13 protein-coding genes are annotated in these 16,544 nt (G+C 60.1%); 12 read left to right on the top strand and 1 reads right to left on the bottom strand.

Features of this window, described 5'->3' with window-relative positions; genetic code table 11:
• Positions 1 to 5 precede the first annotated feature (5 nt).
• From mraY to ACQZ60_RS10320, 7 genes are all read left to right on the top strand, one after another.
• Positions 6 to 1,106, top strand: coding sequence for a phospho-N-acetylmuramoyl-pentapeptide-transferase (gene mraY / locus ACQZ60_RS10350; RefSeq protein WP_003522196.1), 1,101 nt, complete (start codon positions 6 to 8; stop codon positions 1,104 to 1,106).
• A gap of 3 nt (positions 1,107 to 1,109) precedes the next feature.
• Complete coding sequence (gene murD / locus ACQZ60_RS10345; RefSeq protein ID WP_448735181.1) at positions 1,110 to 2,519, top strand: UDP-N-acetylmuramoyl-L-alanine--D-glutamate ligase; 1,410 nt, start codon at positions 1,110 to 1,112, stop codon at positions 2,517 to 2,519.
• 5 nt (positions 2,520 to 2,524) lie between these two features.
• Positions 2,525 to 3,679 (top strand): putative lipid II flippase FtsW, encoded by a 1,155-nt coding sequence (ftsW, locus tag ACQZ60_RS10340; RefSeq protein WP_003522198.1) that lies wholly within the window; start codon positions 2,525 to 2,527, stop codon positions 3,677 to 3,679.
• A gap of 6 nt (positions 3,680 to 3,685) precedes the next feature.
• Positions 3,686 to 4,822, top strand: coding sequence for an undecaprenyldiphospho-muramoylpentapeptide beta-N-acetylglucosaminyltransferase (gene murG / locus ACQZ60_RS10335; RefSeq protein WP_448735180.1), 1,137 nt, complete (start codon positions 3,686 to 3,688; stop codon positions 4,820 to 4,822).
• The gene (gene murC, locus ACQZ60_RS10330; RefSeq protein WP_003522200.1) at positions 4,819 to 6,234 is read left to right on the top strand and encodes a UDP-N-acetylmuramate--L-alanine ligase; all 1,416 of its coding nucleotides are present in this window, start codon (positions 4,819 to 4,821) and stop codon (positions 6,232 to 6,234) included. The genes murG and murC overlap by 4 nt, the downstream gene beginning before the upstream one ends.
• Positions 6,231 to 7,196, top strand: coding sequence for a UDP-N-acetylmuramate dehydrogenase (gene murB / locus ACQZ60_RS10325; protein ID WP_448735179.1), 966 nt, complete (start codon positions 6,231 to 6,233; stop codon positions 7,194 to 7,196). The genes murC and murB overlap by 4 nt, the downstream gene beginning before the upstream one ends.
• 192 nt (positions 7,197 to 7,388) lie before the next feature.
• Positions 7,389 to 8,198 (top strand): GGDEF domain-containing protein, encoded by an 810-nt coding sequence (locus ACQZ60_RS10320; protein WP_031233977.1) that lies wholly within the window; start codon positions 7,389 to 7,391, stop codon positions 8,196 to 8,198.
• A gap of 116 nt (positions 8,199 to 8,314) precedes the next feature.
• Here the strand turns inward: ACQZ60_RS10320 and ACQZ60_RS10315 are convergent, their stop codons facing one another.
• Positions 8,315 to 9,619 carry an MFS transporter gene (locus tag ACQZ60_RS10315; protein WP_448735178.1) on the bottom strand — a complete coding sequence of 435 codons (1,305 nt, stop codon included), beginning with the start codon at positions 9,617 to 9,619 and terminating at the stop codon, positions 8,315 to 8,317.
• A gap of 543 nt (positions 9,620 to 10,162) precedes the next feature.
• Here ACQZ60_RS10315 and ACQZ60_RS10310 point away from each other — a divergent pair.
• The 5 genes from ACQZ60_RS10310 to lpxC all read left to right on the top strand — a co-directional run bounded on the left by ACQZ60_RS10310 (position 10,163) and on the right by lpxC (position 16,418).
• Positions 10,163 to 11,089, top strand: a complete 927-nt coding sequence (locus tag ACQZ60_RS10310; protein WP_059756663.1) for a D-alanine--D-alanine ligase — start codon at positions 10,163 to 10,165, stop codon at positions 11,087 to 11,089.
• Entirely contained in the window at positions 11,077 to 12,009 is a 933-nt protein-coding gene (locus ACQZ60_RS10305; protein WP_035263162.1) for a cell division protein FtsQ/DivIB, read from the top strand. Before ACQZ60_RS10310 ends, ACQZ60_RS10305 begins: the two co-directional genes overlap by 13 nt.
• Positions 12,006 to 13,337: a cell division protein FtsA gene (ftsA, locus tag ACQZ60_RS10300; protein ID WP_004442783.1), complete on the top strand. Its 1,332-nt coding sequence runs from the start codon at positions 12,006 to 12,008 to the stop codon at positions 13,335 to 13,337. The genes ACQZ60_RS10305 and ftsA overlap by 4 nt, the downstream gene beginning before the upstream one ends.
• Before the next feature lie 91 nt (positions 13,338 to 13,428).
• Positions 13,429 to 15,186, top strand: coding sequence for a cell division protein FtsZ (gene ftsZ / locus ACQZ60_RS10295; protein WP_004430767.1), 1,758 nt, complete (start codon positions 13,429 to 13,431; stop codon positions 15,184 to 15,186).
• Between the two features lie 272 nt (positions 15,187 to 15,458).
• Positions 15,459 to 16,418: a UDP-3-O-acyl-N-acetylglucosamine deacetylase gene (gene lpxC, locus ACQZ60_RS10290; protein WP_004430769.1), complete on the top strand. Its 960-nt coding sequence runs from the start codon at positions 15,459 to 15,461 to the stop codon at positions 16,416 to 16,418.
• Positions 16,419 to 16,544: the final 126 nt, after the last annotated feature.

Here is a 16,544-nt window from a genome sequence, read left to right as displayed (position 1 = left end):
CAATTATGCTGATCTGGCTCGTCGAACTGTCGGATAAAATTCAAATCTTCAACCTGTTCCGGTACATCACTTTCCGGGCGGGTGCTGCGATGTTCACCTCTGCGTTGATCGTCTTCCTGTTCGGACCGGCGATCATCAATTCGCTGCGCGTGCGCCAGGGCAAGGGCCAGCCCATCCGCGCGGATGGTCCGCAGACGCATTTCAAGAAGGCCGGCACGCCGACCATGGGCGGGCTGATGATCCTTGCCGGCATTCTCGGCGGTTCGCTGCTCTGGGGCGATCTTTCGAATGTCTATGTCGTTGCCGTTTTGATGGTGACGCTCGGTTTCGGAGCCATCGGCTTCTATGACGATTACCTGAAGGTGACGAAGCAGAGCGACAAGGGCTTTTCCGGCAAGGCCCGTCTCGGCATCGAATTCCTGATTGCGGCGATTGCCGTGTTCTTCATGATGAAGATGGCGCTTGCTTCCGCCCCGCATGGCGGCACGCTCGGCAGCTCCATCGCCTTTCCCTTCTTCAAGGAATTCGTGATCAATCTCGGCTACTTCTTCGTGCTGTTCGGTGCTTTCGTCATCGTCGGCGCGGGCAATGCCGTGAACCTGACGGATGGTCTCGACGGGCTCGCCATCGTGCCTGTCATGATCGCGGCCGCCACCTTCGGCGTGATCGCCTATCTTGCCGGCAACGCGGTTTTCGCCAATTACCTGCAGATCAACTTCGTGCCCGGCACGGGTGAACTCGCCGTCATTGTCGGCGCGGTCATCGGCGCGGGCCTCGGCTTCCTGTGGTTCAATGCGCCGCCCGCCGCCATTTTCATGGGCGATACGGGTTCGCTGGCGCTCGGCGGCCTCATCGGTTCCATCGCTGTCGCCACGAAGCACGAGATCGTCATGGTCATCGTCGGCGGTCTCTTCGTCATGGAAACCCTGTCGGTCATCATCCAGGTCTTCTGGTTCAAGCGCACCGGCAGGCGCGTCTTCCTGATGGCGCCGATCCATCACCATTTCGAGAAAAAGGGCTGGACGGAAAGCCAGGTGGTGATCCGTTTCTGGATCATCTCCGTGGGTCTCGCGCTGCTTGGCCTCGCCACCCTGAAGCTGAGGTGAGCGATGATCCCGGTCACGTCGTTCAAAGGTAAGAAGGTCGCTCTCTTCGGGCTTGGCGGTTCGGGTCTCGTCACGGCCCGGGCGCTGGTGGCCGGCGGGGCGGATGTCGTTGCTTTCGACGACAATCCCGACAGTGTTGCGAAGGCCGAGGCCGAAGGCATCAAGACGGCGGATCTTCGGACGATTGACTGGCCGAGCTTCTCTTCCTTCGTTCTGGCGCCCGGCGTGCCGCTGACGCATCCGAAACCGCATTGGTCGGTCGACCTTGCGAAAGCTGCGGGCGTCGAGATCATCGGCGATATCGAGCTTTTCATCCGCGAGCGCCGTGCGCATGCTCCGGATTGCCCTTTCATCGCGATTACCGGCACCAACGGCAAGTCCACGACGACGGCGCTGATCGCGCATATTCTCAAGGCTTCGGGCCGCGATACGCAGCTCGGCGGCAATATCGGAACGGCGGTGCTGAGCCTCGATCCGCCGAAGGCGCAGCGCTTCTATGTTGTGGAATGCTCGTCCTACCAGATCGATCTCGCACCGACGATCAATCCGACCGCCGGCATTCTGCTCAATCTGACGCCCGATCATCTCGACCGGCATGGGACGATGCAGCACTATGCCGACGTCAAGGAACGGCTGGTGGCTGGCAGTCAAACGGCCATCGTCGGTGTGGATGACAGCCATTCGACGCTGATCGCCGACCGTATCGAACGCACCGGTGTCAAGGTGGAGCGCATTTCCAAGCGCAATGTCGTTTCCGAAGGTCTCTATGCCGAAGGCAGCCGCATTTTCCGTGCGCATGGCGGCACTTCTTCGCTGCTCACCGATCTCGACGGTATCCAGACCCTTCGCGGCAGCCACAATGCGCAGAATGCGGCGGCGGCAATCGCCGCCTGCCTTGCGGTCGGGGTTTCCGAAGAGGAAGTTCGCGCAGGCCTGAAGTCTTTTCCCGGCCTCAAGCATCGTATGCAGCCGGTCGGCCGACGTGGCAATGTCACCTTCGTCAATGACAGCAAGGCCACCAATGCCGATGCTGCGGCACCGGCGCTTTCAAGTTTCGACCGCATCTACTGGATCGCCGGCGGTCTGCCTAAGGCAGGCGGCATCACCAGTCTTTCGCCGCTTTTCCCGCGCATCGCCAAGGCTTATCTGATCGGCGAGGCGGCGGCGGAATTTGCCGCGACGCTTGGCGAAGCCGTGCCTTACGAAATATCCGGCACGCTGGACAAGGCTGTGCAACATGCGGCGGCGGATGCGGAAAAAGATGCGACTGCCGGCAATATCGTGATGTTATCCCCGGCTTGCGCAAGCTTCGATCAATATAAGAACTTTGAGATCAGAGGTGATTCGTTCGTCGCGCAGGTCGCGGCGCTCGATGGCATGACGATGCTGGTTGACTCTGGAAAAGGGGGCTGAAGGCCATGGTAAGCCGAGTTGATCGCGGTCCGGTCGCGGAGTGGTTCTGGACCATCGACCGTTTCTTTCTGGCGGCGTTCATCGCGCTGATGGGCATCGGTCTGATGCTGTCGTTCGCGGCCTCGCCTGCGGTTGCAGAGCGTATCGGCCTCAACAGTTTCTTCTTCGTCGAGCGTCAGGCGATGTTCATGGTGCCGTCGCTGGCGATCATGGTTGGCCTGTCCTTCCTGTCGCCGCGTCAGGTGCGCCGCGTCGCGGTCATCATGCTCATCGCTTCGCTGCTGATGATGATCTTCGCGCTATTCTTCGGCATCGAGGTCAAGGGTGCGAGACGCTGGATTTCCATCGGCACCTTTTCCATCCAGCCATCGGAATTCATGAAACCGGCCTTCGTCATCGTCTGCGCCTGGCTGTTTGCCGAGCGGGCGCGCCATCCTGAAATTCCCGGCAACCTCTTCGCCATCATCACATTCGGCATCGTCGCGGCGCTCCTGATCGCCCAGCCCGACTTCGGCCAGACGATCCTGACGTCGGTGGTCTGGGGCGGCATGTTCTTCATGGCCGGTGTGCCGTGGTTCTGGATCATCATGCTCGGCGGCGTCGGCGTCGGCGGCATCATCTCCGCCTATCTGATGCTGCCGCACGTGGCCGGTCGTATCGACCGTTTCTGGACGGGCGAAGGCGATACGTTCCAGGTGGATACGGCGCGCGAGGCGATCATTCGCGGCGACTGGTTCGGGCGCGGACCAGGCGAGGGCATCGTCAAGCGCATCATTCCCGACAGCCATACCGACTTCATCTTCTCGGTGGCGGCGGAAGAGTTCGGCATCGTCTTCTGCATGTTCCTCGTCGCGATCTTCGCCTTCATCGTGCTGCGCGGCCTCTCGCATGCCTTCAAGGAAAAGGACGATTTCTGCCGCTTCGCCGTGGCCGGCCTCGTTTTGCAGATCGGCATGCAGTCGATGATCAATATCGGCGTCAATCTGGAACTGATGCCCGCCAAGGGCATGACGCTGCCGCTGATTTCCTATGGCGGTTCGTCAATGATGGCGATCTGCGTGACCGCCGGCTTCCTTCTGGCGCTGACACGCCACAGACCCGAAAAGCGGGCGCAGGAGCGGAGTTTCTTCCGCGTCGGTTCCGGCGTTCCCGCGGAGTAAACGATCATGAGCAAGGGTATTGTTCTTCTTGCCGCCGGGGGAACCGGCGGCCATGTCTTTCCAGCCGAGGCCTTGGCGCATACGCTGAAAGCGCGCGGTTATCAGGTGCATCTGGTCACTGACAGCCGCGCCGAGCGTTATGCCGGCAAGTTCCCGGCGGACGAAATCCATGTCGTGCCGTCCGCCACCATCGGCTCGAAAAACCCGATTTCCGTGGCGCGTTCGCTGTGGAAACTGTGGACGGGGCTGCGTTCAGCGCGCCGGCTGGTCACGAAGCTGAAGCCGGTTGCGGTCGTCGGCTTCGGTGGTTATCCCACCGTGCCGCCGCTTCTGGCATCGACCGGGCTTGGCGTGCCGTCGATCATTCACGAGCAGAATGCGGTTATGGGCCGCGCCAACAAGGCGCTGGCAGGCCGGGTGAAGGCAATCGCCGGCGGTTTCCTGCCGCCCGCCAACGGCCAATATTCCGACAAGACCGTGGCCACCGGCAACCCCGTTCGCCCGGCGGTGCTGGCGGCGTCGGAGATACCCTATACGCCCTCGCAGACGGGTGAGGCATTCCAGCTTGTCGTTTTCGGCGGTAGCCAGGGTGCGCAGTTCTTTTCCAGCGCCGTGCCTGCAGCGATCTGCCTGCTGAAGGATGAGCAGCGCAAGCGCATCGTCGTTACCCAGCAGGCGCGGCCGGAAGACAAGGACAGCGTGATCGCCTCCTATCAGAAGCTCGGCGTGAAGGCGGATGTTTCACCCTTCTTCGGCGACATGGCTTCGCGTATCGGCGAGGCCGATCTGGTCATCAGCCGCTCGGGCGCTTCGACGGTATCGGAGCTTTCGGTGATCGGCCGCCCGTCGATCCTCGTTCCCTATCCGCATGCGCTCGATCACGATCAGGCCGCCAATGCGGCAGCGCTTTCGGCGGCGGGCGGGGCAAGCGTCATCAAGCAGGCGGAACTGTCGCCGCAGAAGCTCTCCGGCCTGCTGTCCTCGGCACTTTCGGAGCCGGACCGTCTTTCGGCAACGGCGGCGGCGGCGAAGGCGACGGGCAAACCGCATGCGGCGGATGTGCTGGCCGATCTGGTGGAGGCGATTGCTTCCGGTCGGTCCGTACAGGAATTCAAGAAGAAGAATGAAGGAGTCGGGGCATGAAGATGCCGAAAGCCATAGGCCTTGTGCATTTCATCGGCATAGGCGGGATCGGCATGAGCGGCATTGCCGAAGTGCTTCACAATCTCGGCCACCGCGTTCAGGGGTCGGATCAGGCCGACAGCGCCAATGTGCAGCGCCTGCGCGACAAGGGCATCGAGGTTTTCGTCGGTCATACGGCGGATAATATCGGCGATGCCGAGGTCGTGGTCGTTTCCACCGCCATTAAAAAGAACAATCCGGAACTCATCGCGGCGCGTGAAAAGCACCTGCCGATCGTTCGCCGGGCCGAAATGCTGGCCGAGCTGATGCGTTTCCGTAACGCCATCGCCATTGGCGGCACCCATGGCAAGACCACGACCACCTCCATGGTCGCGACGCTGCTGGAAGCCGGCAATCTCGACCCGACCGTCATCAATGGCGGCATCATCAATGCTTACGGCACCAACGCCCGCATGGGCGAGGGCGAATGGATGGTGGTGGAGGCCGACGAGTCCGACGGCACCTTCCTGAAGCTGCCAGCCGATGTGGCCGTCATCACCAATATCGATCCGGAACATCTCGACCATTACGGCAATTTCGATGCCGTGCGCGCCGCATTCCGTCAGTTCGTCGAGAACGTGCCGTTCTACGGTTTCGGCGTCATGTGCCTCGATCATCCGGAAGTGCAGGCACTGGTCGGCCGCATCGAGGACCGCAAGGTCATCACCTATGGCGAGAACCCGCAGGCTGATGTGCGTTTTTCTAATGTGCGCATCGACGGCACGCGCTCGGTGTTCGACGTGGAAATCCGCCGTCGCCGCACCGGCAAGATATTCTCCTTCAAGGACCTCGTCCTGCCGATGCCCGGCCGCCACAATGTGTCGAATGCGACGGCGGCGATTGCGGTTGCCAATCGTCTCGGCATTTCGGAAGCCGACATCAAGAAGGGCCTTGCCTCCTTCGGCGGCGTCAAGCGACGCTTCACGCTGACGGGCGAAGCCAATGGGGTGCAGGTTTTCGACGACTACGGTCACCATCCGGTGGAGATCAAGGCCGTGCTGAAGGCGGCGCGGGAGGCCTGCAAGGGCCGTATCATCGCCGTGCACCAGCCGCACCGCTATAGCCGCCTTTCCAGCCTGTTCGACGATTTCGCGCATTGTTTTAACGATGCCGACACGATTATCCTTGCTCCGGTCTATGCCGCGGGCGAAGATCCGATTGAGGGCGCAAGCTCGGAAGCGCTGGTTTCGGCCATCAAGGCCGCCGGCCACCGTGACGCCCGTTTTCTCGAGAAACGGGAAGATCTCGCCTCAGTGGTTGCAGGCATTGCGAATCCGGGTGATTTCGTGGTTCTCTTGGGGGCTGGAAATATCACGCAATGGGCAGCAGTACTGCCTTCGGAATTGAAGAGCATATCAGGAAAGTCTGAATGAGACAGGTCGATGGGGTTAAATTGCTGGGGAGGCTCGGCGACGGGGTAAATGAATTGCGGGGACGTCTGACACCGGATGCGCCCATGGACCGCGTGACGTGGTTCAGAGCCGGCGGTCTTGCGGAAGTCATGTTCCAGCCGCACGATACCGACGATCTGATTGCCTTTCTGAAAATTCTGCCGGAAGACGTGCCATTGACCGTGGTTGGCGTCGGCTCGAACCTTCTGGTGCGCGATGGCGGCATTCCGGGCATCGTTGTTCGTCTGTCCGCCAAGGGCTTCGGCCAGGTGGAGCTTGCCGGTGAAAACCGCATCAAGGCGGGCGCGATCTGCCCGGACAAGCATATTGCCGCTATGGCCATGGATAATGGCATCGGCGGTTTCCATTTCTATTACGGCATTCCTGGCTCCATCGGCGGTGCGCTGCGCATGAATGCGGGCGCCAATGGCGGCGAGACGCGCGAGCGTGTTGTGGAGGTCTATGCGGTCGACCGTCAGGGCAATCAGCATGTGCTTTCGAACGCCGATATGGGCTACAGCTATCGCCATTCCGGCGCCGATGCGGGCCTGATCTTCACGGGCGCGCTGTTTGAGGGTTATCCCGAAGACAAGGCGAAAATCCGTGCCGATATGGATGCCGTGCGCCACCACCGCGAAACCGTGCAGCCGATCCGCGAGCAGACGGGCGGTTCCACGTTCAAGAATCCCGAAGGTCATTCCGCCTGGGAACTGATCGATGAGGCGGGCGGTCGCGGTCTGGTCATCGGCGGCGCGCAGATGTCGTCGCTGCATTGCAATTTCATGATCAATACCGGCCATGCGACCGGTTACGATCTGGAATATCTGGGTGAGACCATCCGCAAGCGCGTGTTCGAAAAGTCGGGCATCCGGCTGGAATGGGAAATCAAGCGGCTTGGCCTTTTCATGCCGGGCCGTGAGGTGGAGCCTTTCCTCGGAAGCTGAAATCCGGTGTTGGCCGGTATGGTTGGCGACAAAACCTTGCGTTGATGCGGCCGTTGGCGTTTATCGTAACGGTCGATCAATGGTTATGGTCTATAGCAAGATGAAAGTGGAGAGGGTGTCGGCCCTCTCCCATATTTTAGACGATTTATATTAGAGTTTTCGACGACGTTAGATGATTGGGCGCTGCTGGGGATGGTATTGGGTCTCTGGAAAAAACTGATCGAGATGATGAGTTTTTCGATTGCGACGTCGGAGCGCCGCCGGCGGCTTGAACCGCTGGAATTTGCAATCCGGGTCGCCTGTGTCGTCACGGTTATAGCTGTTCTTATCTGTTTCTTCGGTCTGCTTCTGCTGGCGGAGTTCGGGCTGGTAACGGATCTCGTCAACGGGCTTATCCTTGGCATCACGCTGTCCGCCGCAATCTCGTTTACGATAACGCTGCTGGTTTGCTGGCTGAATGCCAGGGAAGTGAAGCTTCTGGCGCAATCGCATGAGCGATTTCTGTATCTGAGCCATACGGACGCCTTGACGGGCCTCAGCAATCGCCTTGGGCTTTATGCCGGATGTATCGATCTCGGCCCGCATTATTGCGTCGCCTTCCTCGATATCGATCATTTCAAGTCCGTGAACGACAGGTTCAGCCATCTGGCAGGCGATGCGGTGATTTCCAGTGTCGCACAGCGGATACGCGCCGCCTTCGCTGCCTCCGCCAGCGTTGCCAGAATGGGCGGTGAGGAGTTCGTTGTGGTGCAGGAAACCGGGCTGCAATCGTTCCTGGATGTTTGCGAAAGGCTGCGTGCGAGTATTGAGGCCGTGCCGGTCGATTATCAGGAGATGCGGATCGGTGTCACCATATCGATTGGCGTGGCTGTCCGGAAGGATGCCGAAGTCTTCGAAAAAGTCCTGCACAATGCCGATCTGGCGCTCTATCAGGCAAAGGGAACGGGGCGTAACCGCATCTGCGTGTCAGGCCAGCGCGACATCCGCCAATCCGTTGCCTAGCGTATTTTCAACAAAGCCGGGAAGAGATGCGCTGTTGCGCTGTCGGGCGCAGATATGAAAAGGCCCGCGAAACCTCAAGTTCCGCGGGCCTTGTTATATTTGGAACCCTGCGTGGCTCAGACTTCGTCCTTGCGGGACAGAAGAATGCAGGCGAGCGTGATGAGCGCCGATACGCAGAGATAATAGCCGACATAACCCATGCCGTAATTCACCTGCAGCCATGTGGCGATGTAAGGCGCCAGCGATGCGCCGAAGATGCCGGCCATGTTGAAGGTGATGGACGAGCCGGTGTAGCGCACGCGGGTCGGGAAGGGGGCGGCGAGCGCCGTTCCGATCAGGCCGTAGGTCATGCCCATCAGCATCATGGCCAGAGCCGCGAAAACGAAGATCGAGCCTTCGCCACCGGACATCAGGCCGGGCAGCAGGAAGGAGAACAGGCCGATCAGCACCGTCGTCAGGATCAGGATTTCACGACGGCCGAATTTTTCGGCAAGCTTGCCGGCGATCGGAATGAAGATGCCGAAAACGATGGAGCCGAGGATCTGCATTTCCAGCGCGTCGAGGAACGGGATTTTCAGAACCTTGACGTTGTAGGACAGAAGATAGGCGGTGCCGATGTAGAAGAGCACGAAGGTGGCCAGCGCCACGAAGGTGCCGAGCACGAGGCTGCGCTTGTGGTTGCGGAACAGTTCCGCGACCGGCACGGCCACACGTTCTTCCTTTTCGATTGCCTTCTGGAAGTCGGGCGTTTCGGTGATCGACAGGCGAACCCACATGCCGACCGCGATCAGGATGATCGAAGCGACGAAGGGAATGCGCCAGCCCCAGCTCAAAAGCGCTTCCTGCGACATGAAGTGCAGCAGGATCCAGAACACGCCGGACGAAAGGAACAGGCCAACGGGTGCACCGAGCTGCGGGAACATGCCGTACCAGCTGCGCTTGCCCGGAGGTGCGTTTTCCGTGGCGAGCAGGACGGCGCCGCCCCATTCTCCGCCGAGGCCGAAACCCTGACCGAAGCGGCAAAGCGCGAGCAGCAGCGGGGCTAGAACGCCGGCGGTCTCATAGGAGGGCAGGAGGCCGATAACGACCGTGGAAACGCCCATCGTGAGCAGGGCGGCGACAAGGGTAGTCTTGCGGCCGACGCGGTCGCCATAGTGGCCGAAGACCACAGCGCCCAGCGGGCGGGCGAAAAAGGCGATGGAGAAGGTGGCGAAGGAAGCCAGAAGCGCGGTCATCGGGTCATTGTTCGGGAAGAACAAAGTGGGGAACACGAGCACTGCGGCCGTGGCGTAAACGTAGAAATCGAAAAACTCGATGGTCGTGCCGACCAGGCTGGCAGTGAGAACTCGTGCAGGCGAATTTGTCTTTACAACGTTCGAAGTGTCAGCGGTCGGCGATACCGGAGATATCGCGTCGGTCATGGTATTGGTTCCATTTTGGATGATTGCAATGTCATGCCTTGGGAGGCGATGACTGCGTTAACGCAATTTTTGTTCTTATGGAATGCTAAAAAAGAAATAATGCAGATAATGTGATCCATCAGTGCGACACGTGTGGTTATGCCTCTCGGGGATGCTTTGGCGATTGAGAGACTGATTCAGGCCGCGGTTTTAAAACGCTGAAACGCCAGATAATTTTCCCTGGGGAATAATCCCGTCTGTTAACGTTTCGGCCTTGCCTTTATCGCTGAGCGGCAGACGCACGAGCACCGTTTTATTTCCGATCATTGAAAACCTGCATGTTGCAATCCATGCAACTCTCTGATTCCAAGGAGGGAATCCGGATCGGTGCTGATTCTTTAACGAAACTCGGCACGTTGGACGCGGCGGTTAACGAAAGTAAACGATTCATTAACCTTAATGGCGTTTAACTGATCTCAAGGGTCATGTGCCAGAATCACCGTTCGTCAAATTCGGTCGGTTCGGAGCGTGGTTCGTAACGGAGAGTTGGTGTCAGAGGTATCGATGAGCGGCAAGCACGTAGCTGTTCTTTTGGGTGGATTTTCGTCGGAGCGGCCGGTCAGCCTGTCGTCGGGCAACGCTTGCGCGCAGGCTCTGGAAGACGAGGGCTACAAGGTCACCCGGGTCGATGTGGGGCGCGATATCGCTGCCGTCCTTGCCGAGCTGCGCCCGGATGTGGCTTTCAACGCGCTGCACGGTCCCTTTGGCGAAGACGGCACCATTCAGGGCATCCTCGAATATCTCGCCATTCCCTATACGCATTCCGGCGTGCTCGCTTCCGCACTCGCCATGGACAAGGCGCAGGCCAAGAAGGTTGCCGCTGCTGCCGGCATCCCGGTGGCTGCCGAGCGCGTCATGAACCGTTTCGATTTCACTAGCGAGCATCCGCTTGCACCCCCTTATGTGGTGAAGCCGGTGCGTGAAGGTTCGAGCTTCGGTGTCGTGATCGTCAAGGAAGACCAGTCGCATCCGCCACAGATTCTCACCTCGTCGGAATGGCGCTACGGCGATCAGGTCATGGTCGAGCGCTATATTCATGGGCGCGAACTGACCTGCGGTGTGCTCGACGGCGAGGCGCTGGGCGTCACCGAAGTGGTGCCGCTGGGTCACAATTTCTATGATTATGATGCGAAATATGCGGCTGGTGGCTCGAAACATGTCATTCCCGCAGAAATTTCACCGAAAATTTACCAAAAAATTCAAACACTGGCGGTTATGGCGCATCGGGCGATCGGATGCCGTGGCGTAAGCCGTTCAGACTTTCGTTACGACGACCGTTTCTCAGAAGATGGCGAAGTTATCTGGCTTGAAGTGAATACGCAGCCGGGCATGACGCCGACCTCCCTGGTGCCGGAAATGGCGGCCCATGCTGGCCGCTCCTTTGGTAACCTTGTCAGCTGGATGGTGGAGGACGCTTCGTGTTTGCGGTGATCGGCAAAAAGTCGACGGCAAAAAAGCGCGAACAATTCGCGGCGGCGGCCAGCGCCGACGACCGCATGGTATTGCCGCGTCCTCTGCGTCGCTTCGTGCGTTTCGGTGTCAGCCTTGCGACCGGACGCATTCACATTCCAGCCCATACCGGTACGATTTCGGCCGTTGCCTTTTACGCGGTGACCGGGCTTTACGGCATGTCGCTCGGCGGGCACACCAATATCGTTACCCAGACCACGACATCGGCAGCAGGCTTTGCGGTCGAGGACGTGAAGGTCTCCGGCAATCTGCAGACCTCCGAAATCGAAGTGTTCCAGCTTCTCGGCCTCGATGGCAGCACCTCGCTGATCGCGCTCGATATCGATGCGGCGCGCCGCAAGCTGGTGCAGCTTCCCTGGGTGGAAGATGTCGATATTCGCAAGGTGTACCCCAAGACCGTGGAAGTCCGGCTGAAGGAGCGTCAGGCCTTCGGCATCTGGCAGCATGGAACGGAACTGTCGCTGATCGAAAAAAGCGGCAGCGTGATTGCGCCGCTGCGGGACAATAAATTCGCCTCCCTGCCGCTCTTCGTCGGCCGCGACGCGGAAACGGGTGCTGCCGGTTTCGTTGAGCAGCTGGCCGACTGGCCGGAAATCCGCAATCGTGTCCGCGCCTATGTCCGCATTGCCGGCCGCCGCTGGGATCTGCATCTCGATAACGGCATCGTCGTCAAGCTGCCGGAAGAAAACCTGCCGCAGGCGCTGCAATTGCTGGCGCGGCTCGATCTCGAGGAAAAGGTGCTGTCGCGCGATGTCGCCGCCGTCGATCTCCGGCTCGCGGACCGCACCACGATCCAGCTGACCGAGGGCGCCACGGAGCGCCGCCAGGCCGCTGTCGATGCGCGCACCAAGGCTCTCAAGAAGGCGGAGAAGAACACATGAGCTTTTTCGGTTCTTCCCATTTCGGCCTGCCTCGCCTGAAGCCGCTTTCTTCCAAGCGTAGCCATATCGTTTCAGTGCTCGACATCGGCTCGACCAAGGTCGTGTGCATGATCGGCCGGCTGACGCCGCGCCAGGAAAGCGAAATCCTGCCCGGCCGTACCCATAAGGTCGAAATCATCGGCATCGGCCACCAGCGTTCGCGCGGCGTGAAATCCGGCGTGATCGCCGATCTCGACGCGCTGGAAGGCGTCATCCGTCTTTCGGTCGATGCGGCCGAGCGCATGGCGGGCCTTACCGTCGACAGCCTGATCGTCAATGTTTCCGCCGGACGGCTGGCGAGCGATATCTATACCGCGAGCATCGATCTCGGCGGCCAGGAAGTGGAAGCAAGCGATCTGCGCAAGGTTCTGGTGGCGGCAAGCCAGCAGTCCATGCGTCAGGACCGGGCGATCCTGCATTCTTTGCCGACGGGTTATTCGCTGGATGGTGAGCGCGGCATTCGCGATCCGTTGTCGATGTATGGCGATCTGCTCGGCGTCGATATGCATGTCGTGACGGTCGAACGCACGGCGCTGAAGAACCTCGAGCTTTGCGTTAACCGCGCGCATCTTTCCGTGGAAGGCATGGTGGCGACGCCCTATGCCAGCGGTCTTGCGGCGCTGGTGGATGATGAAGTCGAACTCGGCTGCGCGGCCATCGACATGGGCGGCGGCACCACGACCATCTCGGTTTTCGCCGAAGGCCGTCTCATTCACACCGACGCGATCGGCCTTGGCGGCCATCACGTTACGACAGATCTTGCACGTGGCCTCTCGACACGAATCGAAGATGCGGAGAGACTGAAGGTGGTGCATGGTTCGGCTTTGCTGAATGGCGCGGATGAGCGCGACATGATTTCGATCCCGCCGATTGGCGAAGATGATCGCGATCAACCATCGCAAGTTTCAAGAGCACTTGTAACCCGCATTGTGCGGGCGCGTATCGAAGAGACGCTGGAATTGATCCGTGATCGTATCCAGAAGTCCGGCTTCAGTCCCATCGTTGGCAAGCGCGTTGTCCTGACCGGCGGCGCAAGCCAGCTGACGGGGCTGCCGGAAACGGCACGGCGCATTCTCGCCCGCAACGTTCGCATCGGCCGCCCCATGGGGGTTGCCGGTCTTCCGGTGGCGGCGAAGGGACCGGCATTTTCAACCGCCTGCGGACTGATGATCTACCCGCAGGTGGCGGACATCGAAATTCATGCGGCGCAAGGCGGAATGTTCTCGCCGTTTGGTAACGGTAGCGGTCGGATTGCCCGGGTGGGGCAATGGCTGAAAGAGAGTTTTTGAGTGGCCTCGTGGCGCAAGCCGGAGGTTTCAGAGTTGAGTTTCAAGAATCGGCCAGCGGGGCGATGCGGCCAGAGAAAGAAGGAATGTTAAAATGACGATACAGCTGCAGAAGCCTGATATCACAGAGCTGAAGCCACGCATCACCGTCTTCGGTGTCGGTGGCGGTGGTGGTAACGCTGTCAACAACATGATCACGGCCGGCCTCCAGGGCGTCGACTTCGTCGTCGCCAACACGGATGCGCAGGCGTTGACCATGACGAAGGCAGACAGGGTCATTCAGCTCGGCGTCAACGTCACCGAAGGCCTCGGCGCCGGCTCCCAGCCGGAAGTCGGCCGCGCGGCTGCTGAAGAGTGCATCGACGAGATCATCGATCACCTGAACGGTACCCACATGTGCTTCGTCACCGCCGGCATGGGCGGCGGCACCGGCACGGGTGCTGCCCCGGTCGTCGCACAGGCTGCGCGCAACAAGGGCATCCTGACGGTCGGCGTCGTCACAAAGCCTTTCCACTTCGAAGGCGGCCGCCGCATGCGTCTTGCCGAACAGGGTATCGAGGAACTGCAGAAGTCCGTCGATACGCTGATCGTCATTCCGAACCAGAACCTTTTCCGTATTGCCAATGACAAGACGACCTTTGCGGACGCCTTCGCCATGGCCGACCAGGTTCTTTACTCCGGCGTTGCCTGCATTACCGATCTGATGGTGAAGGAAGGTCTTATCAACCTCGACTTCGCCGACGTCCGTTCGGTCATGCGCGAAATGGGCCGCGCAATGATGGGCACCGGCGAAGCTTCCGGTCCGGGCCGCGCAATGCAGGCTGCGGAAGCGGCGATCGCTAACCCGCTGCTCGACGAAACCTCGATGAAGGGCGCGCAGGGCCTCCTGATCTCCATCACCGGTGGTCGCGACCTCACCCTCTTCGAAGTCGACGAAGCGGCGACCCGTATCCGCGAAGAAGTCGATCCGGATGCCAACATCATCCTCGGCGCAACCTTCGACGAAGCGCTTGAAGGCCTCATCCGCGTCTCCGTCGTCGCAACCGGCATCGACCGCGTTGCTGGCGTTGGCGAACAGAACATTGCCGAGATGCGCGCCGCAGCTGCTGTTGCCAAGCCGCTTATCCGTCCTTCCGCGGCCGTTGCTCCCGCTCCGGCCGCAGTTCAGCCTGCAGCAGTCTCGCAGGCACAGAAGGCCGTAGACCCGATCGCCCAGACCATCCGTTCGGCGGAAGCCGAAATGGAACGTGAACTCGGTTTCGCCGCACACCAGCAGCCCGCCCAGGATTTCCGTCCGCAGAGCAAGCTGTTCGCATCTTCCCCGGCTGAAGCACCGGCTGCCCTCCGTCCGGCCCAGCCGGTTCAGCAGGCCGCTCCGGCACCGGTTGCGCAGGCGCCGGTCTATCACGCTCCGGAACAGGTTGCCGCTCAGGCTCCGCGGATGCAGCAGCCGCAGGCTCCTGTCTACCAGGAACCCGCGCCGGTTGCCCGTCAGCCCGAGCCGGTTCGCATGCCGAAGGTCGAAGACTTCCCGCCGGTCGTGAAGGCCGAGCTGGACCACCGCACCCATGCCGCTCCTGCCGCACAGGAAGAGCGCGGCCCGATGGGTCTTCTGAAGCGCATCACCAACTCGCTTGGCCGCCGTGAAGAGGAAGAAGTTCCTTCCGACATGATGGATGCGCCGAGCATGGCACCGCAGCAGCGCCGCGCCCCGCTTTCGCCGGAAGCAAGCCTCTACGCACCGCGTCGTGGCCAGCTTGACGACCACGGCCGTACAACGCCTGCTTCGTCCAGCCATCACGACGATGACCAGCTGGAAATCCCGGCCTTCCTGCGCCGCCAGTCCAACTAAAGGCGATTCCATAAGCCCCTTGAAACGCCCGGATCACACGATCCGGGCGTTTTGTTTATTTTACGTTATTAACACTAAATTAATTCGCGTTTTCAATGGCTTGCGCATGTAACAATCCGAAACGAACAGTGATTTGTCGTGGCACCTACATGTGCGTATGTATGAGGCTGGGTGAAGGAACAGATTGACTTTTCCGGTCGTTAAAAACCGGCTTGAAAAACTTGAACGGCGCTGGCTGAAGCAGCGCGGTTTGCAAAACAAGGCATAGACGCATGACTATCGGACTGCTCGGATTTCAGACAACTATCGCACATGCTGTTCAGCTTAAAGGCATTGGCGTGCATTCCGGCAATCCGGTCTCGATGACCTTCCAGCCTGCAGAAGCCGGAACGGGCGTCGTCTTTCACCGCCTTCACGATAATGGCAGTGTTACAGAGCTTAAGGCGGTTTCGGCCAATGTCGGCAATACCGATCTGTGCACCGTGCTCGGCCGTTCGCTCTCCCAGTCGGTAGCGACGATCGAGCACGTCATGGCTGCCATCTACGCCATGGGCCTCGACAACCTCGTCGTTGAGGTTGACGGTCCGGAAGCGCCGATCATGGATGGCAGCTCCGCACCTTTCATCGAGGCGATCGAATCTGTTGGCATCAAGAACCTGGGCGTGAAGCGCCGTTACATCCGCGTCACCAAGCCGGTGCGCATCGATTCGGGCGCCTCCTGGGCGGAGTTCCGTCCCTATGACGGCACGCGTTTTGAAGTCGACATCGATTTCGATACGCCGCTGATCGGCAAGCAGTCCTGGAAGGGCGACCTGACGGCGGATACGTTCAAGAATGAACTGTCGCGCGCCCGCACCTTCGGCTTCATGCGTGACGTGGAGCGTCTGTGGGCCGCCGGTTATGCGCTCGGTTCCTCGCTTGAGAACTCGGTCGTCATCTCCGACGACAACAGCGTCATCAACATGGAAGGCCTGCGTTACGCCAAGGACGAATTCGTCCGTCACAAGACGCTGGACGCCGTGGGCGACCTGGCGCTTGCCGGCGCGCAGTTCATCGGCTGCTACCGCTCTTATCGCGGCGGCCACAAGGTCAATGCGAATGCGCTGAAGGCCCTGCTGAGCGACCGCACCGCTTACGAGATCGTCGAGGCTCCGGCTGCCCGCAACCAGATGGTACGCGCCCGCGAATTCGTTGCGGTCAACATGCCGGAATTCGCACCCTGGTCTGCTTGAGTTCCTTCGCAGGCTATCAATTGACAGAAAAAGCCGCTCCCCTTGGGGCGGCTTTTTCGTGATGCGAACAAGAAGTTGCGTTATATCGTCTGATATTCATGCGATTGCATGGGTCGATGCCATAAA

It is taken from the genome of Agrobacterium sp. 22-223-1 (genome assembly GCF_053522385.1).
Note: the sequence above shows the minus strand (reverse complement) of the source record. Positions and strands in the feature narration are given on the sequence as shown.